Annotated in this window: 20 protein-coding genes; 13 read left to right on the forward strand and 7 right to left on the reverse strand. The window is 69.4% G+C overall.

Features of this window, described 5'->3' with window-relative positions:
- Window positions 1-8 precede the first annotated feature (8 nt).
- The 6 genes from glgC (at window position 9) to argJ (ending at window position 8,342) form a co-directional block, all read left to right on the forward strand.
- Window positions 9-1,274 carry a glucose-1-phosphate adenylyltransferase gene (gene glgC / locus M0L44_RS03890; RefSeq protein WP_252768305.1) on the forward strand — a complete coding sequence of 422 codons (1,266 nt, stop codon included), beginning with the start codon at window positions 9-11 and terminating at the stop codon, window positions 1,272-1,274.
- Between the two features lie 13 nt (window positions 1,275-1,287).
- Window positions 1,288-2,733, forward strand: coding sequence for a glycogen synthase GlgA (glgA, locus tag M0L44_RS03895; protein WP_252768306.1), 1,446 nt, complete (start codon window positions 1,288-1,290; stop codon window positions 2,731-2,733).
- 34 nt (window positions 2,734-2,767) lie between these two features.
- Window positions 2,768-5,248 carry a glycogen/starch/alpha-glucan phosphorylase gene (locus M0L44_RS03900; RefSeq protein ID WP_252768308.1) on the forward strand — a complete coding sequence of 827 codons (2,481 nt, stop codon included), beginning with the start codon at window positions 2,768-2,770 and terminating at the stop codon, window positions 5,246-5,248.
- 116 nt (window positions 5,249-5,364) lie between these two features.
- On the forward strand, window positions 5,365-6,516 hold the full coding sequence (locus M0L44_RS03905) for a hypothetical protein (RefSeq protein ID WP_252768309.1): 1,152 nt from the start codon (window positions 5,365-5,367) through the stop codon (window positions 6,514-6,516).
- A 69-nt stretch (window positions 6,517-6,585) separates the two neighbouring features.
- Complete coding sequence (locus M0L44_RS03910; RefSeq protein ID WP_252768310.1) at window positions 6,586-6,945, forward strand: hypothetical protein; 360 nt, start codon at window positions 6,586-6,588, stop codon at window positions 6,943-6,945.
- A gap of 167 nt (window positions 6,946-7,112) precedes the next feature.
- Complete coding sequence (gene argJ, locus M0L44_RS03915) at window positions 7,113-8,342, forward strand: bifunctional glutamate N-acetyltransferase/amino-acid acetyltransferase ArgJ (protein WP_252768312.1); 1,230 nt, start codon at window positions 7,113-7,115, stop codon at window positions 8,340-8,342.
- Between the two features lie 5 nt (window positions 8,343-8,347).
- Here argJ and M0L44_RS03920 read toward each other — a convergent pair whose 3' ends face one another.
- The 6 genes from M0L44_RS03920 to M0L44_RS03945 form a co-directional block, all read right to left on the reverse strand.
- Window positions 8,348-9,112 carry a class I SAM-dependent methyltransferase gene (locus tag M0L44_RS03920; RefSeq protein ID WP_252768313.1) on the reverse strand — a complete coding sequence of 255 codons (765 nt, stop codon included), beginning with the start codon at window positions 9,110-9,112 and terminating at the stop codon, window positions 8,348-8,350.
- A gap of 17 nt (window positions 9,113-9,129) precedes the next feature.
- Window positions 9,130-9,549, reverse strand: a complete 420-nt coding sequence (locus tag M0L44_RS03925) for a bactofilin family protein (RefSeq protein WP_252768314.1) — start codon at window positions 9,547-9,549, stop codon at window positions 9,130-9,132.
- 91 nt (window positions 9,550-9,640) lie between these two features.
- Window positions 9,641-9,874 carry a hypothetical protein gene (locus M0L44_RS03930; RefSeq protein ID WP_252768315.1) on the reverse strand — a complete coding sequence of 78 codons (234 nt, stop codon included), beginning with the start codon at window positions 9,872-9,874 and terminating at the stop codon, window positions 9,641-9,643.
- Window positions 9,861-10,343, reverse strand: coding sequence for a bactofilin family protein (locus tag M0L44_RS03935; protein WP_252768317.1), 483 nt, complete (start codon window positions 10,341-10,343; stop codon window positions 9,861-9,863). Before M0L44_RS03935 ends, M0L44_RS03930 begins: the two co-directional genes overlap by 14 nt.
- 6 nt (window positions 10,344-10,349) lie before the next feature.
- A complete protein-coding gene (locus M0L44_RS03940) occupies window positions 10,350-10,784 on the reverse strand; it encodes a bactofilin family protein (RefSeq protein ID WP_252768318.1) in 435 nt (144 codons plus the stop codon).
- A complete protein-coding gene (locus M0L44_RS03945; RefSeq protein WP_252768320.1) occupies window positions 10,781-11,116 on the reverse strand; it encodes a hypothetical protein in 336 nt (111 codons plus the stop codon). The genes M0L44_RS03940 and M0L44_RS03945 overlap by 4 nt, the downstream gene beginning before the upstream one ends.
- A 151-nt stretch (window positions 11,117-11,267) precedes the next feature.
- Between M0L44_RS03945 and M0L44_RS03950 the strand changes: the two genes are divergently transcribed.
- Window positions 11,268-12,569, forward strand: coding sequence for an MFS transporter (locus M0L44_RS03950; protein WP_252768322.1), 1,302 nt, complete (start codon window positions 11,268-11,270; stop codon window positions 12,567-12,569).
- 9 nt (window positions 12,570-12,578) lie between these two features.
- Here the strand turns inward: M0L44_RS03950 and ugpQ are convergent, their stop codons facing one another.
- Window positions 12,579-13,328, reverse strand: a complete 750-nt coding sequence (ugpQ, locus tag M0L44_RS03955; RefSeq protein ID WP_252768323.1) for a glycerophosphodiester phosphodiesterase — start codon at window positions 13,326-13,328, stop codon at window positions 12,579-12,581.
- Between the two features lie 162 nt (window positions 13,329-13,490).
- Between ugpQ and M0L44_RS03960 the strand changes: the two genes are divergently transcribed.
- From M0L44_RS03960 to M0L44_RS03985, 6 genes are all read left to right on the forward strand, one after another.
- Window positions 13,491-17,417, forward strand: a complete 3,927-nt coding sequence (locus tag M0L44_RS03960) for a DUF3683 domain-containing protein (RefSeq protein WP_252768324.1) — start codon at window positions 13,491-13,493, stop codon at window positions 17,415-17,417.
- Window positions 17,417-17,857 carry an HIT family protein gene (locus M0L44_RS03965; RefSeq protein WP_252768326.1) on the forward strand — a complete coding sequence of 147 codons (441 nt, stop codon included), beginning with the start codon at window positions 17,417-17,419 and terminating at the stop codon, window positions 17,855-17,857. Before M0L44_RS03960 ends, M0L44_RS03965 begins: the two co-directional genes overlap by 1 nt.
- Window positions 17,858-17,876: 19 nt before the next feature.
- On the forward strand, window positions 17,877-18,281 hold the full coding sequence (locus M0L44_RS03970) for a gamma-butyrobetaine hydroxylase family protein (RefSeq protein ID WP_252768328.1): 405 nt from the start codon (window positions 17,877-17,879) through the stop codon (window positions 18,279-18,281).
- Between the two features lie 45 nt (window positions 18,282-18,326).
- Window positions 18,327-19,058, forward strand: a complete 732-nt coding sequence (ubiE, locus tag M0L44_RS03975) for a bifunctional demethylmenaquinone methyltransferase/2-methoxy-6-polyprenyl-1,4-benzoquinol methylase UbiE (protein ID WP_022983089.1) — start codon at window positions 18,327-18,329, stop codon at window positions 19,056-19,058.
- Window positions 19,059-19,146: 88 nt separating this feature from the next.
- Window positions 19,147-20,169, forward strand: a complete 1,023-nt coding sequence (galE, locus tag M0L44_RS03980; RefSeq protein ID WP_252768330.1) for a UDP-glucose 4-epimerase GalE — start codon at window positions 19,147-19,149, stop codon at window positions 20,167-20,169.
- Between the two features lie 72 nt (window positions 20,170-20,241).
- A complete protein-coding gene (locus tag M0L44_RS03985) occupies window positions 20,242-20,769 on the forward strand; it encodes a hypothetical protein (RefSeq protein WP_252768331.1) in 528 nt (175 codons plus the stop codon).
- Window positions 20,770-20,772: the final 3 nt, after the last annotated feature.

The raw sequence follows: 20,772 nt of genomic DNA on the forward strand, positions 1-20,772 counted from the left end.
GAGACGAGATGGACCTCAATCGCAGTGCCGAGACCCGCTGGCTGGCTCGGCGAACCATGGCGCTGGTGCTGGCCGGTGGACGTGGCTCGCGCCTGATGAACCTCACCGACAACCGGGCCAAGCCGGCGGTGCACTTCGGCGGCAAGTTCCGCATCATCGACTTCGCGCTGTCCAATTGCGTGAACTCGGGCTTCCGCCGCATTGGCGTGGTCACCCAGTACAAATCGCACTCCCTGCTGCGCCACCTGCAGCGCGGCTGGAGCTTCATGCGCAGCGAGATGGGCGACTTCGTCGACCTGCTGCCGGCGCAGCAGCGTGTCAACGAGGTGGACTGGTACCGCGGCACGGCCGACGCCGTCTGGCAGAACCTGGACATCGTGCGCGACATGCAGCCGCAGTACGTCGTCATCCTGGCGGGCGACCATGTCTACAAGATGGACTACTCCATCATGCTGGCCGACCATGTGGCCAGTGGCCGAGGGGTGACGGTGGGTTGCATCGAGGTGCCCCGACCGGAGGCCACCGGCTTCGGGGTGATGGCGGTGGACGACAGCCGCAGCATCACCAGCTTCGTTGAGAAGCCGGCCGACCCCCCGCCCATGCCGGGCAACCCGGCGGCGTCGCTGGCCAGCATGGGCATCTACATCTTCAATGCCGACTACCTCTACCGCCTGCTGGACGAAGACGCCAGGGACGCCGGTTCGGACCACGACTTCGGCAAGGACCTGATCCCCAAGGCGGTGAGCGAGGGCCAGGCCCTGGCGCATCCGTTCTCGATGTCGGCCATCGCCAACCCGCCGTACTCGCGCGCCTACTGGCGCGACGTGGGCACGGTGGACGCCTACTGGGCGGCCAACCTGGACCTGGCCTCCACCACGCCGGAACTGAACATGTACGACCGGGACTGGCCGATCTGGACCTACCAGGAGCAGTTGCCGCCGGCCAAGTTCGTGCACAACCAGGATGGCCGCCGCGGCGAGGCCATCGATTCGCTGGTGTCCGGTGGCTGCATCGTCTCCGGGGCCACGGTGCTCAACTCGGTGCTGTTCTCCAATGTGCTGATACGCTCCTACAGCCAGCTGGAGCGCACCGTGGTGTTGCCCGATGTGCAGGTCAACCGCCGCTGCCGCATCCGCAACGCGGTGATCGACCGCCGCTGCAAGCTGCCCGAGGGCCTGGTGATCGGCGAGGATCCGGAACTGGACGCCAAGCGCTTCTACCGCAGCCCCGGCGGCGTGGTGCTCGTCACCCGCGCCATGCTGGACAAGCTCTGAAGAAGGAGGGCGCATGCGCGTTTTGCAGGTCTGTGCCGAGATTTATCCCCTGTTGAAGACTGGCGGGCTGGCCGACGTGGCCGGCGCGCTGCCGACCGCGCTCCAGGGCGCGGGTGTGGAGGTGCGGGTGCTGCTGCCCGGCTTCGAGGCGGTGATGGCCGGCTTGAAGGACCCGGTGACCGTGGGTGAGCTGTCTGTCCATGCGGCCGTGCCGGGGGCGCGGTTGCTCTACGGTGAGCTGCCGGCGGTGGGTTGCTGGGCCTATGTCATCGACGCCCCGCCGCTGTATCAGCGGCCCGGCGGCCCCTATGCCGATGCGCAGCAGCAGCCTTACCCGGACAACCACCTGCGCTTTGCCCGCCTGGGCTGGGCCGCGGCCGAACTGGCGGGTGGGGCCGACGCCTACTGGCGGCCCGAGCTGGTACATGCCCACGACTGGCACGCCGCGCTGGCGCCCGCCTGCATGAAGGCCATGGGTGTGCCCGCTGCCTCGGTCTTCACCATCCACAACCTGGCCTACCAGGGCAGTTTCGACGCCCGGCACTTCGGCGAGCTGGGCCTGCCGCTGCACTTCTACAACCCCGAGGGTCTGGAGTTCCATGGTGCGCTGAATTTCATGAAGGCCGGCCTGTTCTATGCCGACCGCATCAGCACCGTCAGCCCCAGCTATGCGCGGGAGATCCAGTCGCCCGAGCAGGGCATGGGCCTGGACGGCCTGCTGCGCCGGCGCAGCGCGGTACTGCACGGCATCCTGAACGGCGTGGACGATGCGGTCTGGAACCCGGCCCGGGACCCGCTGATCGCCGCGCCCTTCGACGGCCTGAAGCTGGCGGGCAAGGCCCGTGACAAGGCGGCGCTGCAGAAGCTGCTGGGCCTGGCCCAGGTGCCGGATGTGCCGCTGTTCGTGGTGGTCAGCCGCCTGACCGAACAGAAAGGCCTGCACCTGGTGCTGGAGACCTTGCCCAAGCTGGCCGCGCGTGGCGGCCAGTTCGCCCTGCTGGGCAGCGGGGATGTCGGCATGGAAGCTGCATTCCAGGACCTGGCCAGCCGCTGGCCCGATTCGGTGGGGGTGCGCATCGGTTACGACGAGGCCCTGGCCCACCAGATGGTGGCCGGGGGCGACGTGATCATGGTGCCGTCCCGCTTTGAGCCCTGCGGGCTGACCCAGCTCTACGGCCTGCGTTACGGCGCGCTGCCGCTGGTGCGCCGCGTGGGCGGGCTGGGTGACACCGTGACCGACTGCTCCCTGGAGGCCCTGGATGAGGGACGTGCCACCGGCTTTGTGTTCGACGCCTTCGACGAGGCGGGCCTGGACGCGGCCGTGCGCCGGGCCTTTGCGCTCTATCGCCGCAAGCGGGACTGGGTGTCCGTCCAGCGCACCGCGATGGCGCAGCACCACGATTGGGCGGTGGCCGCCCAGGGCTACCTGGCCATGTACCGCGCGGCCCTGGGCCGCTGAGGACGCCCTTTTCTGAACCGAGGAACCGACCGCGATGGACGTCAACCAGTTCGAGCATGAGTACGACCATGTGGGCCGCACCAGTGTGCCGGCGCTCAAGCGCCACATCGCCAACAAGCTGATCTACCAGGTCGGCAAGGACCCGGTCTCGGCCAGGCCCGAGGACTGGATGCACGCGGCGGCCTATGCCATCCGCGACCACCTGGTCGAGCGCTGGATGCAGACCACCCGCGCCCAGTACGCGCAGGATGTGAAGCGGGTCTACTACCTCTCGATGGAGTTCCTGATCGGCCGCACCTTCAGCAACGCGGTGCTGGCGCTGGACCTGATGCCGGCCCTCAAACAGGCGCTGCAGGAGCTGGAGGTGGACCTGGACGGCCTGTTCGACCTGGAGCCCGACGCGGCCCTGGGCAACGGCGGCCTGGGCCGGCTGGCGGCCTGCTTCCTCGATTCCATGGCCACGCTGGGCGTGCCGGGCTTCGGCTACGGCATCCGCTACGACTACGGCATGTTCCGCCAGCTCATCCGGGACGGGCGGCAGGTCGAGACGCCCGACTACTGGCTCACCCACGGCAATCCGTGGGAGTTTCCGCGGCCCGAGGTGACCTACCGCGTGCGCTTCGGTGGTCGGCTGGAGGACGCGCATGGCGGCGTGCGCTGGGTCGACACCGACGATGTGCTGGCCATGGCCTACGACACCATCATCCCGGGCTACGGCACCATGGCCACCAACACGCTGCGGCTATGGAGCGCCAAGGCCACCGAGGAGATGGACCTCAAGGCCTTCAACCAGGGCAACTACTTCGGCGCGGTGGAGACCAAGAACCACAGCGAGAACGTCTCGCGCGTGCTGTACCCGGACGACTCCACGCCCTCGGGCCGCGAGCTGCGCCTGCGCCAGGAGTACTTCTTCGTCTCGGCCAGCGTGCAGGACCTGGTGCGGCGCTACCTGCGCAGCCACACCAGCTTCGACCAGCTCTCCGACAAGGTCAGCATCCACCTCAACGACACCCACCCGGTGCTGGCCATTCCCGAGCTGATGCGGGTGCTGGTGGACGAACACCGTCTGCCCTGGGACGTGGCCTGGACGCACTGCCAGAAGATCTTCAGCTACACCAACCACACGCTGATGCACGAGGCCCTGGAGACCTGGCCGGTGGAGGTGCTGGGCCGGGTGCTGCCGCGGCACCTGCGCATCATCTTCGACATCAACGCCCGCTTCCTGGGCCAGCTGGGCAGCCAGCCGGGCGGCGGCACCGAGCTGCAACGCAGACTCTCGTTGGTGGACGAGACCGGCGAGCGCCGCGTGCGCATGGCCTACCTGGCGGTGCTGGCCAGCCACTCCGTCAACGGCGTGTCGGCCCTGCATTCCGAGCTGATGAAGCAGTCCATCTTCGCGGACTTCGCCAAGCTCTGGCCCGAGCGCTTCAACAACAAGACCAACGGCATCACGCCGCGCCGCTGGCTGGCCCAGGCCAACCCGGGTCTGGCGCAGCTGCTGGACCAGCGCATCGGCCGGGGCTGGCGCCGCCAGCTCGACCAGCTCGAGGGCCTGAAGGCGGCCATCGAGCTGCCCGGCTTCCTGGGGGCCTTCCGCCGCGTCAAGCGGCAGAACAAGGAACGGCTGGCCGCCCTGGTGCAGAAGCGCCTGGGCGTGGACCTGAACGTCGATGCACTGTTCGACGTGCAGGTCAAGCGGATCCACGAGTACAAGCGGCAGCTGCTCAACGTGCTGCACGTCATCACCCGCTACCGCCGCATCCTGGACCAGCCCGATGCGCAGTGGGTGCCGCGCGTGGTGGTCTTCGCCGGCAAGGCGGCCTCGGCCTATTACATGGCCAAGCTGGTGATCCGGCTGATCAACGACGTGGCCGAGCTCATCAACAACGATCCGCGTGTGGGCGACCGGCTCAAGGTGGTGTTCATCCCCAACTACAGCGTGAGCCTGGCCGAGGTCATCATCCCGGCGGCCGACCTGTCCGAGCAGATCTCCACCGCCGGCACCGAGGCTTCGGGCACCGGCAACATGAAGTTCGGCCTCAACGGGGCGCTGACCATCGGCACGCTGGACGGCGCCAACGTGGAGATGCGCGAGCATGTGGGCGAGGACAACATCTTCATCTTCGGCCACACTGCCGAGGAGGTGGCCGGCCTGCGCGCCCGCGGCTACCAGCCCCGCGAATGGCTGGAGGAGGACGACGAGCTGGCCGGCGTGCTGGACATGCTCGCCGCCGGCACCTTCAGCCCCGGCGAGCCGGCCCGCTACCAGCCCATCGTCGACACCCTGGTGAACTGGGGCGATCACTACCTGCTGCTGGCCGACTACCGCAGCTACGTGGACACCCAGGACCGGGTGGATGCCTTGTACCGGGCCGAGGACGAGTGGACCCGCAAGGCCGTGCTCAACGTGGCCGGCATGGGCTTCTTCTCGTCCGACCGCACCATCGCCGAGTACGCCCACAGCATCTGGCACAGCACCCCGGTGCAGGTTCCGGCCCCGGGCGTGACGGATTGAAGATTCGGCAACTCCGGGTGTTTCAAGTCGTATCTTTACGTTTAAGCCTCTGCCCTTCGCGTCGATAGGAGGGGTGCCGCGTCGTTCGATGACGGGGTGCCTCTGGAGATCGAGCGATGCGAGTGCGTGTGGGATTGTGCGGATTGGGAGCCCTGGCCGGTTTGTTGGCGGGCTGCGGGGGCGGTGGCGATGGCACGGATGCGGGCAGCACCGCCAGCACGGACGGCAGCACGACGTCCATGAGCCAGGCGGCCGCGGTGCGGCGCATTGGAACGACCACCACGACCACCACCGCGACGGCCACGGTGACCGTCAGTGACCGCCAGGCGGCTGCGGCCAAGGTGGCGACCACGGATCCTTCCTGCACCGGCCTCACGGCCTTCTACTGGGAGATCGGGGACAAGACCGGCAAGCTGGGCAGCGGGCAGGGCGGCACGGGCACGACCAAGCCCACCGCCACGACCTTGATGCCGGTGGCCTCGGCCTCCAAGTGGGTGTATGCCAGCACGGTGATCGAAGCCCAGAAGGGCGTGCTCAGCGCCGACGACGTGAGCTTCCTCTCAATGCGCTCGGGCTACACCAACTTCAACGACTGCAGCTCAGCCACGGGGACGACCGTGTCGTCCTGCCTGACGGCCGCCGGTCGCCTGAGCGGCACCAACGGCGACTACGTGGCCGACACGGCGGGCCAGTTCTACTATGGTGGTGGCCACATGCAGGTGCACGCCGTCAAGCGCGGCTGGGGCGGTGACACGACCAGCGCCCTGACCACGGCGCTCAAGAGCATCAAGGGCATGCCGACCAACTCCTTCAACTACACCAATGTGCAGCTGGCGGGCGGGGTGGGGACCAATGCCACCAACTACGGGCTGTTCCTGCGCCGCGTGCTGGAGGGCACACTGGTGCAGACCGCGTCGGCCCTGGGGCAGCATGCGGTGTGCACCCATCCCAACGGCAGCGATTGCGCGGGCGTGATCTTCAGCCCGATCAACCAGTCTCGCCCGGGCGGCCCCAACGACATCAGCAACGAGAGCTGGCATTACAGCCTGGGTCACTGGGTGGAAGACGACCCCACGCTGGGAGACGGTGCCTTCAGCAGCCCGGGCAAGTTCGGCTTCTACCCCTGGATCGACAAGAGCAAGACCTGGTACGGCGTGCTGGCCCGCTATGACGCGACCAACGTCTACAACAGCGATCCGACCAAGACGCCGTACAACACCTCGCGGCTGTGCGGCCGCAAGATCCGTCAGGCGTGGATGAATCTCTGAGCGTCGGTGCCCCGGCGGGCGAAGCGGCCTACAATTCGCCCCCTTTCCCGAACCCTCTGCGAGCCTGCCTTGGACCTGCAACTGCCCATCAAGATCGTTGACGAACTGGCCGAGACCATCGTCGAGTCCACCGGCATCCTCGACCTCGCCAGCGGCGAAATCCGCAGCGTGGTGCTGAGCGAGGACAACGATCCGCCCTACAGTGGCTTCCCGGCCGAGGACGCCGAGTACGAATTCACCTGCGGCATGCTGTCCAACGGCAGCAAGGAAGTCGAGTTCCGTATCGAGGTCGACGTGGTCGGCCGCAAGTACTCGGTGACGCCCTCGGAACTGCTGGAGCTCAAGGGCCGCGCCGCCCGCCTGTTCTCGGCCGCACCCGAGGCACCCGCCGCCGCACCGGCCAAGAAGGGCCGCAAGCCGCGCGACTGAGTGCGGCTCTGAGTGCCGCTGCCCGCGCCGGGCAGACACCGATCCGACACCGGCCGGCTCCTACAATGCCGGCACCTGATGCCCCAGGGCGCCCCACGCTGCACAGCGCGGGGCGCCCTGGTCTCATTCCAGCCCCTGTTTTCTTCACCACCGCCTGAGCGACCGCCATGCCTGTGAATCTGCAAGCCCCTGTTCCCGAGCAACTCCATCCCGTGGCCGGCGTGCGCCTGGGCATTGCCGAAGCCGGGGTGCGCAAGGCCAACCGCAAGGACCTGGTGGTGATCGAACTGGCCGAGGGCTCGGCCGTGGCCGGCGTGTTCACCCAGAACCGCTACTGTGCCGCGCCGGTGCAGGTCTGCCGTGAGCACCTGTCCGCCGGCAGCGCCATCCGCGCGCTGGTGATCAACACCGGCAACGCCAATGCCGGCACCGGTGCCGACGGCCTGGCGCGGGCCCGCCGCACCGCCGCAGCCCTGGCCGCCCAGGTGGGCGTGCAGCCGCAGCAGGTGCTGCCGTTTTCCACCGGCGTGATCATGGAAACCCTGCCGGTCGAGCGCATCGAAGCCGGTTTGCCGGCGGCCCTGGCCGATCTGTCCGCCTCGAACTGGGGCCGTGCCGCCGAAGGCATCATGACCACCGACACCCTGCCCAAGGCCGCTTCGCGCCAGGTGCAGATCGGTGGCAAGACGGTCACCGTCACCGGCATCTCCAAGGGCGCCGGCATGATCCGCCCCAACATGGCCACGATGCTGGGCTTCATCGCCACGGATGCGGTGATCGCTCCGGCCCTGCTGCAGCCGCTGGTCAAGGCCGCGGCCGGTGCCTCGTTCAACCGCATTACCATCGACGGCGACACCTCCACCAACGACAGCTTCGTGCTGATCGCCACCCGCCAGGCCGGCCACGCCGAGATCACCGCGCTGGACAGCGCCGAGGGCCAGGCCCTGCAGTCGGCCGTGTTCGCCGTGGCCCAGCAACTGGCCCAGGCCATCGTGCGTGACGGCGAAGGCGCCACCAAGTTCATCACCGTGCAGATCGAGGGTGGACAGACCGAGGCCGAGTGCCAGCTGGCGGCCTATGCCATCGCCCACTCGCCCCTGGTCAAGACGGCCTTCTTCGCCAGCGACCCCAATCTGGGCCGCATCCTCTGCGCGGTCGGCTACGCCGGCATCGCCGATCTGGACCAGACCCGCATCGAGATGTTCCTGGACGACGTCCATGTGGTGACCCAGGGCGGCCGCAACCCGAGCTACCGGGAAGAGGACGGCCAGCGCGTGATGAAGCAGGCCGAGATCACCGTGCGCGTGCACCTGGGCCGCGGCACCGCCAGCGCCACCGTCTGGACCTGCGACCTCTCGCACGACTACGTCAGCATCAACGCCGACTATCGCTCCTGAGCGGGTCAGGCCGGTGCCGCGGGCTTGCGCCCCAGCAGCACCGGCTGGAACAGCACGTCGTCGCGGCGCTCGATGGCCTCGAAGCCGGCCTCGGCCATCAGCTGCGTCAGGCGGTCCAGCGTGATGGCCCGGTAGCGGCTGTGCAGCACCTCGGTGTCGCAGTGGCCGTCGGGGTGCTCCACCGTGCGGTACAGGCGCAGGTCGTAGCAGTCGCCATCCCACTCCCAGACCTGCACCGCCAGGAAACGCCGACCCTCGGCATCCCGCCGGGCGCCGTAGGGCCGCACATCCGGGCTCACACGGGGGATGGCGGCGTAGTCGCGCACCGAGATCAGCAGCAGACCGCCCGGCCGCAGGCAGCGCCAGGCACTGGCAAAGGCCTGCAGGATCTCTGCGTCGCTGAGCAGATGGGGAAGGCTGTTGTCGCAGGCCAGCACCGCAGCCTGGCTGCTGGAGGCCGTGCCGGACAGGCTGCGCAGGTCGTCCACCCGTAGCGTGGCGTGCAGGTTGCGTGCATCCAGCTCCTGTTGCAGGCGCGTCACCGCGCCGGGTGAAAGGTCGGATGCCGTGAGGGCGAAGCCCTGCGCGATCAAGCCCAGGGTCTGGGTGCCGATGCCGCAGGCGGCGTCCAGCACGGGATCACCCGGCGCCACGCCGTGCGCGTGCAGCACCGCAGCCAGGGCGGCCCCTTGCCGCGCCACGGCGCGCTCCCAATCCGGGTAGAGCAGGTGGTAGTCAGGGGCCAGCCGGTCGTAGAAGGCGGTGTCCATCGCCGGCCCGCGTCAGCTCAGTAGGGTGCAGGTGAGGGCGCGTCCAGCTCGCCGCGGTATTCCACCTTGCCCTTGAGCTTGGCGCGCGGGTGCACGTCCAGCTGGGCGTCGTAGAGCGCGTCGCCGATCAGCGTGCCGCTGCCGGTGATCTCCAGCGTCTGGCGGGCGATGACGGTGCCCTGGACCCGGCCTTCGATCAGCACGTGGTCGGCCTCGATGGTGGTCTGCTCCACCCGGCCGCCCGGGCCGATGTGGACCGTGCCGCCCTGGGCCACCTGGATGCCGCCCTTGAGCACGCCGTCGATGCGCAGCCCCAGGCCTTGCTGGGCGCTGAACGAGCCTTCGAACACGGCGCCTTCGGCGATCAGGCTGGAGATGGCGTTCAGGGCCTCGACGGGTACCAGGCGGGGGCTGAAGTTCGGGGTGGTGTCGGACATGGGCGGACCGTGCGTGGGGGGGCGAGAGCCTCAGGTGGAAATCATTGTGCCGCAGGGGCAGCGGCGGCTTGTGAGCGGGTGTGCGGTGGCGTCAGTGTGCACCCAGCCAGGGCGCGAGCCAACCGCTGCGCCAGGCCCAGGTGGCGGCGACCAGCAGCGCCGGGGTGCCGGCCCATAGCAGCCCTCGGCCCAGGGCCCAGCGCCATTGGCGGGCACGCAGGCGCCGGCGCGCCAGCGGGGCCGCCTGGGCCTGGGCGCAGGCCAGGGCCTGTTGGCGCAGGCTTTCCCGATCCAGCAGGCGCGCTGTGGGTTCAGGTGGCGTCATGGCCGGAGGCCGGTGCGGCGCTGACCCGTTCGACCTGGGCGTTCAGCTCGGCACCGTTGACCTGCAGCTGGCCGTAGCGCAGCCGCCCGCTGACCACTGCGCTGGCATGCAGCGCCGCGCGGCCGCCGGAGACATCCAGGTCGCCTTCGGCATGGCCCAGCACCGACAGGCTGCGGGCCTGCAGCTCGCCCTGAAGATGACCGGTCTCGGCGATGGTGACATGGCCCTCGCTGCCAGGGGTGCGCACGCGGCCGTGCAATTCGCCGGCCACGGTCAAGCTGCCTTCCAGCGTGACCAGGCCCTCGAAACGCCAGCCGGCGGCCAGCTGCGAATGGCGCGGGGCCGAGGGCAGGGGCGCGGCCGGCGCCAGGGTGGGCAGGTCCAGCGTCGGCAGGTGGCTGAGGTCGGGCAGGGCGGCGCCCAGGGGGATGCGCGGCGGAAAGGACGGTTCGGGAGATTCGGTGTCCATCGGGGATCAGGCCATGGTGTCCAGCACGGGCAGCAGGCGCTCGCGCTGGAGGGTGCGGAAGGGGCCCTGCATCACCCCGCCTTCGTACAGGCGCAGGCGGGCGGCGCTGAGGCTGCCGGTGCAGACGCCGGTGCTGGCCACCTGCACGGTGCCCAGGCATTCGACGGCGGTGCTCGCGTCGGTGTCGTCGGCCACGCCGCCCAGGTGGCCCAGCACGATCAGGTCACCCAGGATGCGGAAGCGCCCCTGCAGCTGGCCGGTGTGCCAGATGACCAGGCGGCCGGCGATCTCGCCCTGGCCGCGCAGCGTGCCTTGCAGCAGCAGGCCGCCTTTGAAATTCAGCGTGCCTTCCAGCACGGTGCCCTCGGCCACCCGGTTGACGATGTGCATCGCCACCGGATCCAGCACCAGGCTGTCCTGGGGTGGGGTGGGGGCGCTCATCCCGGACCTCCGGCGCTCCAGCGGGCCAGGGCCCAGACACCACCGGCCAGCAGGGCGCTCCAGCCCAGCCACAGGGCCGCCAGCAGGCGTCGGCGCAGGCGGGGCAGGGTGGCCAGGTCCAGGGGTTGGCCGGCCAGGGCGGCGGCCGGATGGTCCTGGCCCAGCCCACGGGCCAGCCCGGCCAGCAGCCGGCTGCGGTCACCCAGACCCTCCAGCCACAGGGCGCGGTCCGAGACTTCGCGCACCCCCTGGCCGGGGCCAAGGGTCAGCGGCGTGGCCGGGCCCACCACCTGTTCGGTCAGGTAGCGGTCAAGAGGGTCGGGGGCGGACATCCCGTGATTATTGCGGAGCCGTGACCTTGTCCCGGCGGGGCGCTGTGTCGGCGCCGCCACGGCGCTGCTAGCATCGTTGCCCGCCTGCGCGCCCTACCCGGGTGCAGGGCACCCCAAGAGAAAGAGAACGTGACCCATGAGGTCCTGGTGGATGGCTTTGCGCGCGCGGATCCGGCTCGCGCCCGATGATCTGTTGCGTGACCCGACCTACAGACGGCTCTGGTCCTCGATCCTGATCAGCTCCCTGGGCACCCAGGTGACCCTGCTGGCGGTGCCGCTGACGGCGGCCGTGCTGCTGCATGCCTCACCCACCCAGATGGGCTGGCTGACCACCATGGAGCTGCTGCCCTTCCTGCTGTTCTCCCTGCCCACCGGGGTGTGGCTGGACCGGGTGCGCAAGCTGCCGGTCTACATCGCCGGTGAGCTGAGCCTGGCCCTGGTGGTGGCCACCGTGCCGCTGGCCTGGTGGCTGGGCTGGCTGCAGATGGGCTGGCTCTATGCGGTGGCCTTCGTGATCGGCGCGGTCAACACCACGGCCGGCTCGGCCTCGCAGATCGTGCTGACCCAGGTGGTGGAGCGCGACCGGCTGGTGGAGGCCCACGCCAAGAACGCGCTGGCCAACTCCGGGGCCGAGGTGGCCGGGCCGGCGGTGGCTGGGGCGCTGATCCGGGCCCTGGGTGCGCCGCTGGCGCTGCTGGTCAACGCGGTGCTGCTGATCGGCTCGGCGGCCATCCTGCGGCTGATCCGGGTGCAGGAGACGCTGCGCCCGGCGCAGGCCGACAGCTTCTGGCGCGACCTGCGGGCTGGCCTGTCCTTTGTGCGCCAGCAGCGTCTGCTGGTGACGCTGGCCGCCTGCGTGGGGGCTTGGCAGTTGAGCAATCAGTGCGCCAATGTGGTCCAGATCCTCTTTGCCACCCGCCGCCTGGGCCTGAGCGAGCAGGCGGTGGGCCTGAGCTATGTGGCCCTGGGTGCGGGCACGGTGACGGCCAGCTTGCTGGGTGACCGGCTCAGCCGCCGCCTGGGGCCGGGCCCGGCGCTGGTCACGGGCTTCGCCTGCACCGCCGCGGGCTGGCTGTTGCTGGCGCTGGCCCCGGTGGGGCCGCTGGGCGTGGCCGCCTTCGTGGCCTGCCTGAGCCTGTTTGGGGCCGGGGCCATCTTCATCTTCATCAACTTCATCGCGTTGCGCCAGGCCGTCACGCCCGAGCCGCTGCTGGGCCGCATGACCAGCGTGATGCGCTGGCTGATCCTGCTGCCTTCGGTGCCCGGCGCCATGCTGGGGGGCTGGCTGGGCGAGCATGTCAGCCTGCGGGCGGCCCTGGGCTTTGCCGGCGCCAGCTGCGCGCTGCTGGCACTGGTGGCTTGGCGCCTGCCACGCATCCAGGCGGTGCGGGAACTGCCTTCGGTGGATAGCCCGGCACGGCGGCTGGAAGCGGTGGACGAGGGGGTGGCCTGATCCTCCGGGTCAGGGCCCCAGCGTGTCCGTGATGATGCGATCCACCCCCAGCGCCCACAGGGTGTCGGCCCGGGGAGCCTCGTTGACCGTGTAGACCCAGCAGGCCAGGCCATGGGCGCGCACGCTGCGCAGGGTGTCCGCGTCTATCAGCCGGTGGTTCAGCACCACGCCCTGACAGCCCAGGGCCTGCGCCTGAGCCATCCAGCCCGGCGTCAGCGCGTCCAGCAGCAGGGCGCGGGGCAGTTCGGGGGCGGTGGCCGCCGCTGCCGCAAGGGCCGGGAACTGGAAGGAGGACAGCCAGGGCGCCGGGGTGCCGGTGTTCCAGAGCTGCCGCACCGCGCCCGCGACCGTCAGGCCCGTCAACTCGGCTTGCCCGGGCAGCGGCTTGAGTTCGAGATTGATGTGCAAGCCTTCGGCATTCGCGAAGGCGGCCAGCGCCGCCAGCCGGGCGGGGGGCTCGCCGGCCCAGCCGGGGCCGCACCAGGCGCCGGCGTCCAGTCGGGACAGGGTGGCCCAGTCCGCCGCCGCGGCCGGGCCCTGGCCCGAGGTGGTGCGCTCCAGGGTGTCGTCGTGCAGCAGATAGGGTTCGCCGTCGGCGGCCAGCTTCACGTCGCACTCGAAGGCCCGGTAGCCCAGTTGCCAGCCGTGGCGGAAGGCCGCCAGGGTGTTTTCCGGGGCCCGGCGGCCGGCGCCGCGGTGGGCGATCCAGCGCGGCCAGGTGACCGCGGCGGGGGAGAGGAGGCGCTCGGACGATGGCATGGGGCAGATGGGCGCGGCGGGTGGGCGAGGTGGCGGGACCGGGCACAGCATGCCATGCCCCAGAGGCGGGCTTTCCCCCGGACGGTATCATTCGTGCCCTCGTGCCCCTGACAGGTGCGTGCGGCCGGATCCCCCGGTCCTCCCGCTTTTTGCCTGCCCGCCATGAACGCGCCGCTGCCGATTCCCACCGTCCCCACTCTGAACGGGGACCACCCCGTCGAAGACGCCGCCGCGCCCCGGCTGCGCGAGATTCCGTACAACTACACCTCGCTGTCCGACCGCGAGATCGTGCTGCGCCTGCTGGGCGAGCGTGCCTGGGATCTGCTGAACCTGCTGCGCGACGAGCGCCGCACCGGCCGCTCCGCCCGCATGCTCTACGAGGTGATGGGCGACATCTGGGTCGTCAAGCGCAACCCCTACCTGGTCGACGACCTGCTGGACAACCCGCGCCGACGCGGCCAGCTGATCGAGGCCCTGCACCACCGCCTGACCGAGGTGGAAAAGCGCCGCACCCCCGAGGTGGACGCCCAGCGCGACGCCCATGTGGGTGAGCTGCTGGTGCTGGCCCGCGCCGCGGTGGACCGCTTTGCCACCCGCTTCGTGCAGGTGGACGAGTTGCGCCAGCGTGCACGCAAGCTGTTTGCCCAGTGCACCCGCAAGGACAACATCAAGTTCGACGGCCTCTCGCGCGTCTCGCACGTGACGGACGCGACCGACTGGCGGGTGGAGTACCCCTTCGTCGTGCTGACCCCGGACACCGAGGCCGAGATGGCCGGCCTGGTGGCGGCCTGCGTGGCACTGGGCCTGACCGTGATCCCGCGTGGGGGCGGCACCGGCTACACCGGTGGCGCCGTGCCGCTGACCTGGAAGAGCGCGGTCATCAACACCGAGAAGCTCGAGCAGATGACCGAGGCCGAGATGAGCACGCTGCCTGGCGTGGACCATCCGGTGCCGACGATCTGGACCGGGGCCGGCGTGGTCACCCAGCGGGTGGCCGACGCGGCCGAGCGCGCGGGCTTCGTTTTTGCGGTGGACCCGACCTCGGCCGAGGCCTCCTGCGTGGGCGGCAACATCGCGATGAACGCAGGCGGCAAGAAAGCCGTGCTGTGGGGCACCGCGCTGGACAACCTGGCCAGCTGGAAGATGGTGACGCCCGAGGCCAAGTGGCTGGAGGTCACCCGGCTGAACCACAACCTGGGCAAGATCCACGACGCCGAGGTGGCCAGCTTCGAGCTGAAGTACTTCGACGCCAGCGGCAAGCACCTGGAGCGCACCGAGCGCCTGGACATTCCGGGCCGCGTGTTTCGCAAGGAGGGCCTGGGCAAGGACGTCACCGACAAGTTCCTGGCCGGCCTGCCCGGCGTGCAGAAGGAGGGCTGTGACGGCCTGATCACCAGCGCGCGCTGGGTGGTGCACCGCATGCCGGCGCACACCCGCACCGTGTGCCTGGAGTTCTTCGGCAACCCCAAGGACTGCGTGCCCTCGATCGTCGAGATCAAGGACTTCATGTTCCAGGAGATGAAGCAGCCGGGTGGCGCCATCCTGGCCGGCCTGGAGCACATGGACGACCGCTACCTGAAGGCGGTGGGCTACGCGACCAAGAGCAAGCGCGGCGGCATGCCCAAGATGGCGCTGTTCGGCGACATCGTCGGCGACGACGAGGACCGCGTGGCCAAGGCCGCCAGCGAGGTCATCCGCCTGGCCAATGCCCGTTCGGGCGAGGGCTTCATCGCCGTCAGCCCCGAGGCCCGCAAGAAGTTCTGGGCCGACCGCAAGCGCACCGCGGCCATCAGCCGCCACACCAACGCCTTCAAGGTCAACGAGGACGTGGTGATCCCGCTGGAGCGCATGGGCGAATACACCCTGGGCATCGAGCGGATCAACATCGAGCTGTCGCTGCGCAACAAGCTGGCGCTGACCGAGCGGCTGGAGGCCTTCTTCACCGAGGGCGAACTGCCGCTGGCCAAGACCGACGAGGCCGGCGAGCACACCCGCGACGAGCTGCTGGACGAGCGGGTGCCCGAGGCGCTGGCGCTGATCCGCAGCGTGCGCAACCTGTGGCAGCACTGGCACGACCACCTCGACGAGGTGCTGCCCAACGAGAGTCGCAGCTTCTTCGACCAGCTGCAGGACCATTCCCTGCGCGCCTCCTGGAAGAAGGACCTCCTCAAGCCGCTGCAGCTGCTGTTCGCCGGCTCCACCTTCGCGCCCATCATCGAGGGCGTCAAGCAGGTCCACAAGGACGTGCTGCGTGGCCGCGTGTGGGTGGCCCTGCACATGCACGCCGGCGACGGCAATGTGCACACCAACATCCCGGTCAACAGCGACAACTACGAGATGCTGAAGACCGCGCACGAGGCGGTGGCCCGCATCATGGTGCTGGCGCGCAGCCTCAACGGCGTGATCTCGGGCGAACACGGCATCGGCATCACCAAGCTGGAGTTCCTCTCGGACGAGGAACTGGCCAACTTCACCGCCTACAAGGCCAAGGTGGACCCGGAAGGCCGCTTCAACCGCGGCAAGCTGCTGCGCGGCGAGGCCCTGAGCCGCCTGGGCGAGGACGTGCATGCCGCCGACCTGAGCCACGCCTACACGCCCAGCTTTGGCCTGATGACGCACGAGTCGCTGATCATGCAGCAGAGCGACATCGGCGACATCGCCGCCTCGGTCAAGGACTGCCTGCGCTGCGGCAAGTGCAAGCCGGTGTGCTCCACCCACGTGCCGCGCGCCAACCTGCTGTACAGCCCGCGCAACAAGATCCTGGCCACCTCGCTGCTGGTCGAGGCCTTCCTCTACGAGGAGCAGACCCGGCGCGGCGTGTCGATCAAGCACTGGGAAGAGTTCGAGGACGTGGCCGACCACTGCACGGTCTGCCACAAGTGCCTGAGCCCCTGCCCGGTGAAGATCGACTTCGGTGACGTGACGATGGCCATGCGCAACCTGCTGCGCAAGATGGGCCGCAAGAGCTTCCGCCCCGGCCATGCCGCGGCCATGCTGATGCTCAACGCCACCAACCCGGAGACGATCAAGCTGGCCCGCACGGCCATCGTCGGCGTGGGCATGAAGGCCCAGCGACTGGCGCACGACGTGCTGTCCATCGCCGCCAAGCACCAGACCAGCGCGCCGCCGGCCACGGTGGGCACCGCCCCGATCAAGGAGCAGGTGATCCACTTCATCAACAAGAAGATGCCGGGCGGCCTGCCCAAGAAGACCGCGCGGGCGCTGCTGGACATCGAGGACCGGGACTACGTGCCCATCATCCGCAACCCGGCCGTCACCACGGCCGAGACGGAGGCGGTGTTCTACTTCCCCGGCTGCGGTTCGGAGCGCCTGTTCAGCCAGGTCGGCCTGGCCACCCAGGCCATGCTCTGGCACGCCGGCGTGCAGACTGTGCTGCCGCCGGGCTACCTGTGCTGCGGCTACCCACAGCGCGGGGCCGGCCAGTTCGACAAGGCCGAGAAGATCATCACCGACAACCGGGTGCTGTTCCACCGCGTGGCCAACACGCTGAACTACCTGGACATCAAGACGGTGGTGGTGAGCTGCGGCACCTGCTACGACCAGCTGCAGGGCTACCACTTCGACAAGATCTTCCCGGGCTGCCGCATCATCGACATCCACGAGTTCCTGCTCGAGAAGGGCATCAAGCTCGACGGCGCTGGCGGCTACCTGTTCCACGACCCCTGCCACTCGCCGATGAAGCAGCAGGACCCGATGAAGACCGTCAAGGCCCTGGTCGGCGACGCGGTGATCAAGAGCGAGCGCTGCTGCGGTGAATCGGGCACGCTGGCGGTCAGCCGGCCCGACATCTCGACCCAGGTGCGCTTCCGCAAGGAAGAGGAGATGCGCAAGGCCGAGGCGGCGCTGCGCGCCACCGGCGTGGTGGGCCAGCAGCAGGACCTGAAGATCCTGACCTCCTGCCCCAGCTGCCTGCAGGGCCTGTCGCGCTACGGTGATGACCTGCAGAACGGCCTGCTGGAGGCCGACTACATCGTCGTCGAGATGGCGCGCAAGATCCTGGGCGCCAGCTGGATGGAAGACTACGTCGCCCGCGCCAACGCGGGTGGCATCGAGCGGGTGCTGGTGTGATGAAGCAGGCCGGTTGCGAACTGTGCGAACACCAGGCCACCGCGGCCTGGTCGCTGGTGCATGCGGGCGAGCGCCTGCGCGTGGTGCGGGTGCTGGACGCGCCGGAGTTTCCGGCCTTCTACCGCGTGATCTGGAACGACCATGTGGCCGAGATGAGCGATCTCTCGCATGTGGACCGGGCCCATCTGATGGACGTGGTGCTGGCCGTGGAGCATGTGCTGCGCACCAGCCTCCAGCCGACCAAGATCAACCTGGCCACACTGGGCAATGTGGTGCCGCACCTGCACTGGCACGTCATCGCCCGTTTCGACTGGGACAGCCATTTCCCGCAGCCCATCTGGGGCAGCCGCCAGCGCACGCCCGAGCCGCCGGCCGGCCAGCGCCTGGCCGTGCCGCTGACAGAGCTGGACGACCGGGTGCGCCGCGCCCTGAATGCCTGAAACTCCTTTCGTCTTTCGCATGAGCCCTGCTTCCCCCCAGCCGACCGCGCTGACCCTGCACCAGGCCTCCCGCGTGCTGGAAATCGGCTTCGACGACGGCCAGACCTTCCGCATCCCCTTCGAGCTGCTGCGCGTGTACTCGCCCTCGGCCGAGGTGCAGGGCCACGGCCCGGGGCAGGAGGTGCTGCAGACCGGCAAGCGCGAGGTGCTGATCACCGACGTGGCCATGGTGGGCCACTACGCCTTGCAGCCGCGCTTTGACGACGGCCACGAGTCGGGCCTCTACACTTGGGCCTATCTGTACGATCTGGGTGCGCGGCAGGCCGAGCACTGGGCGGCCTACGAGGCCCGGCTGAAGCTGGCTGGCGTTGATCGGGATGCCCCGATGCCGCCCAAGGACGGTCCGTCCTGCCACTCGCACTGACCCGGGCGCCCGTCGGCGCCACCACCCATTCCAGGAAAGAGTTCCATGTCGCAGACCCACTTCGGTTTTGAAACCGTGGACGAGGCCGAGAAGGCCGGCAAGGTCAAGGGCGTGTTCGATTCGGTCGCTTCCAAGTACGACCTGATGAACGACTTCATGTCCATGGGCCTGCACCGGGTCTGGAAGGCCTACACGGTGGCGGTGGCCAACCTCAAGGAAGGCGACGCGGTGCTGGACATCGCTGGCGGCACGGGCGATCTCTCGCGCGCCTTCGCCCGCAAGGTCGGCCCGACGGGCACCGTGGTGCACACCGACATCAACGAGGCCATGCTGCGCACCGGCCGCGACCGCCTGCTCGACGAAGGCCTGTCGCTGCCGACAACGATCTGCGACGCCGAGAAGCTGCCCTTCAAGCCGGGCACCTTCGACCTGGTGAGCGTGGCCTTCGGCCTGCGCAACATGACCCACAAGGACCAGGCCCTGGCCGAGATGTGCCGGGTGCTCAAGCCGGGTGGCCGCCTGCTGGTGCTGGAGTTCTCCAAGGTCGCCAAGCCGCTGCAGAAGCCCTACGACTGGTACTCGTTCAACATCCTGCCCAAGCTGGGCCAGTGGGTGGCCGGCGATGCCGACAGCTACCGCTACCTGGCCGAGTCGATCCGCATGCACCCGGACCAGGCCACGCTCAAAGCCATGATGAAGACGGTGGGCTTCGGCCATGTGGATGTGCACAACCTGACCGGCGGCGTCGTGGCTCTGCACGTGGGCATCAAGTGCTGAGCTGAATCCCGAGGGCAGGGGAGGGCGCGGCATCGAAGGGTCCTGGCCGCGCGGCATACTGTGCGGGCTTGCATTGAACGGACCCGAGATGCCCCAGATCCTGTTGACCGGCGCGGCCGGCTACATCGCTTCCCACACCTGGCTCGCCCTGCAGGCCGCGGGCTTTGACGTCGTGGGCGTCGATGACTTTTCCAACAGCTCGCCCGAGGTGTTGCGTCGCATCGAGGCCCTGGGCGGCCGGCCGGTGGTGTTCGAGCAGGCCAATGTCTGCGACGCCGCGGCCATGGACGCCATCTTCCGCAAGCACCGCATCGACGCGGTGGTGCACTTCGCCGCCTTCAAGGCCGTGGGCGAATCGGCCGAGAAGCCGCTGGCCTACTACGCCAACAACCTCGGCGGCCTGGTCAACACCCTGCAGGTGATGCAGCGCCACGGCGTGAAGACCTTCGTCTTCAGCTCCAGCGCCACCGTCTACGGCACGCCGGTCTTCCTGCCCTACACCGAGGCCCATCCGCTGGCTGCGATGAACGTCTACGGCCGCACCAAGCTGATGGGCGAGCAGATCCTGCGCGACCTGGAGACGGCCGATCCGTCCTGGGCCATCGCCTGGCTGCGCTACTTCAACCCGGTGGGCGCCCACGAGAGCGGCCAGATGGGCGAGGACCCGCGCGGCGTGCCCAACAACCTGATGCCCTATGTGCAGCAGGTGGCGGTGGGCCGGCGAGAGTTTCTCTCCATCTTCGGTGGCGACTACGACACCCCGGACGGCACTGGCGTGCGCGACTACCTGCACGTGATGGACCTGGCCGAGGGCCATGTGGCGGCCCTGCGCTACCTGCTGGACGCGAAGAAGGGCTGCACCGTCAACCTGGGCACCGGCGTGGGCTACAGCGTGCTGGACCTGGTCCGGGCCTTCGAACGGGCCGCCGGCAAGCCCATTCCGTACAAGATCGTGGATCGCCGTGCGGGCGACCTGCCCAGCTACTACGCCGACGCCACCCTGGCCCGGACGCTGCTGGGTTGGCAGGCCCGCCGCAGCCTGGACCAGATGTGCGCCGACAGCTGGCGCTGGCAGAGCCAGAACCCGCAGGGCTACGCCCCGGGGGGCTGAGCCGCTGGCCCCCGCGCCGGGCCGATTGACCGGTCGCAGGAGCGGGCGGGAGCCCCCTCCTACAATGCCGGCATGCCTGATCCCATCGCCGCACTGACCGACCTGGTCCTGCCTGCGCTGACCGCGCGCTTCGTCCTGCTGGCCAACCATGTGCTGACGGCTGCTCCGGTGGCCCCGGAACGCCTGAAGTCCCACGCGGGGCGCGTGCTGAAGGTCGAGGTGGAAGGCTGGAGCGGCCCGCTGCCACCGCCGCCGCCGCTGGCCTTGCGGGTGACTCCCGCCGGCCTCTTCGAAGCGGCTGACGAAGCCGGTGCCGTGGCCGATGCGGACCTGCACCTGCGCCTGGATGCGTCCCGCCCGCTGGATGCCGCGCGCCGCCTGGCCGGCGGCGAGCTGCCGCCGGTGCAGATCGAGGGCGACGCCGCCTTCGCGGCCGATGTGAACTGGGTGGTGGGCAATGTGCGCTGGGACATCGCCGCCGACCTGGAGCGCGTGATGGGTCCCGGCCTGGCCGAAGGCCTCAGCCAGGCCGGCAGCCAGGCCCTGGGCGTGCTGCGCCAGATGGCCCAGGGCGTGGCCGGCTCGATGCAGCGACCCTGAGGA

Origin of the sequence: Ideonella oryzae (assembly GCF_024055665.1) — a bacterium.
GTDB classification, from domain to species: domain Bacteria; phylum Pseudomonadota; class Gammaproteobacteria; order Burkholderiales; family Burkholderiaceae_C; genus Ideonella; species Ideonella oryzae.

Bases quoted from the DNA above. Each gene is read 5' to 3' on its own strand.
- glgC (WP_252768305.1), top strand. From the start codon at position 9: ATGGACCTCAATCGCAGTGCCGAGACCCGCTGGCTGGCTCGGCGAACC.
- glgA (WP_252768306.1), top strand. From the start codon at position 1,288: ATGCGCGTTTTGCAGGTCTGTGCCGAGATTTATCCCCTGTTGAAGACT.
- M0L44_RS03900 (WP_252768308.1), top strand. From the start codon at position 2,768: ATGGACGTCAACCAGTTCGAGCATGAGTACGACCATGTGGGCCGCACC.
- M0L44_RS03905 (WP_252768309.1), top strand. From the start codon at position 5,365: ATGCGAGTGCGTGTGGGATTGTGCGGATTGGGAGCCCTGGCCGGTTTG.
- argJ (WP_252768312.1), top strand. From the start codon at position 7,113: ATGCCTGTGAATCTGCAAGCCCCTGTTCCCGAGCAACTCCATCCCGTG.
- M0L44_RS03920 (WP_252768313.1), bottom strand. From the start codon at position 9,112: ATGGACACCGCCTTCTACGACCGGCTGGCCCCTGACTACCACCTGCTC.
- M0L44_RS03925 (WP_252768314.1), bottom strand. From the start codon at position 9,549: ATGTCCGACACCACCCCGAACTTCAGCCCCCGCCTGGTACCCGTCGAG.
- M0L44_RS03930 (WP_252768315.1), bottom strand. From the start codon at position 9,874: ATGACGCCACCTGAACCCACAGCGCGCCTGCTGGATCGGGAAAGCCTG.
- M0L44_RS03935 (WP_252768317.1), bottom strand. From the start codon at position 10,343: ATGGACACCGAATCTCCCGAACCGTCCTTTCCGCCGCGCATCCCCCTG.
- M0L44_RS03940 (WP_252768318.1), bottom strand. From the start codon at position 10,784: ATGAGCGCCCCCACCCCACCCCAGGACAGCCTGGTGCTGGATCCGGTG.
- M0L44_RS03945 (WP_252768320.1), bottom strand. From the start codon at position 11,116: ATGTCCGCCCCCGACCCTCTTGACCGCTACCTGACCGAACAGGTGGTG.
- M0L44_RS03950 (WP_252768322.1), top strand. From the start codon at position 11,268: ATGGCTTTGCGCGCGCGGATCCGGCTCGCGCCCGATGATCTGTTGCGT.
- ugpQ (WP_252768323.1), bottom strand. From the start codon at position 13,328: ATGCCATCGTCCGAGCGCCTCCTCTCCCCCGCCGCGGTCACCTGGCCG.
- M0L44_RS03960 (WP_252768324.1), top strand. From the start codon at position 13,491: ATGAACGCGCCGCTGCCGATTCCCACCGTCCCCACTCTGAACGGGGAC.
- M0L44_RS03965 (WP_252768326.1), top strand. From the start codon at position 17,417: ATGAAGCAGGCCGGTTGCGAACTGTGCGAACACCAGGCCACCGCGGCC.
- M0L44_RS03970 (WP_252768328.1), top strand. From the start codon at position 17,877: ATGAGCCCTGCTTCCCCCCAGCCGACCGCGCTGACCCTGCACCAGGCC.
- ubiE (WP_022983089.1), top strand. From the start codon at position 18,327: ATGTCGCAGACCCACTTCGGTTTTGAAACCGTGGACGAGGCCGAGAAG.
- galE (WP_252768330.1), top strand. From the start codon at position 19,147: ATGCCCCAGATCCTGTTGACCGGCGCGGCCGGCTACATCGCTTCCCAC.
- M0L44_RS03985 (WP_252768331.1), top strand. From the start codon at position 20,242: ATGCCTGATCCCATCGCCGCACTGACCGACCTGGTCCTGCCTGCGCTG.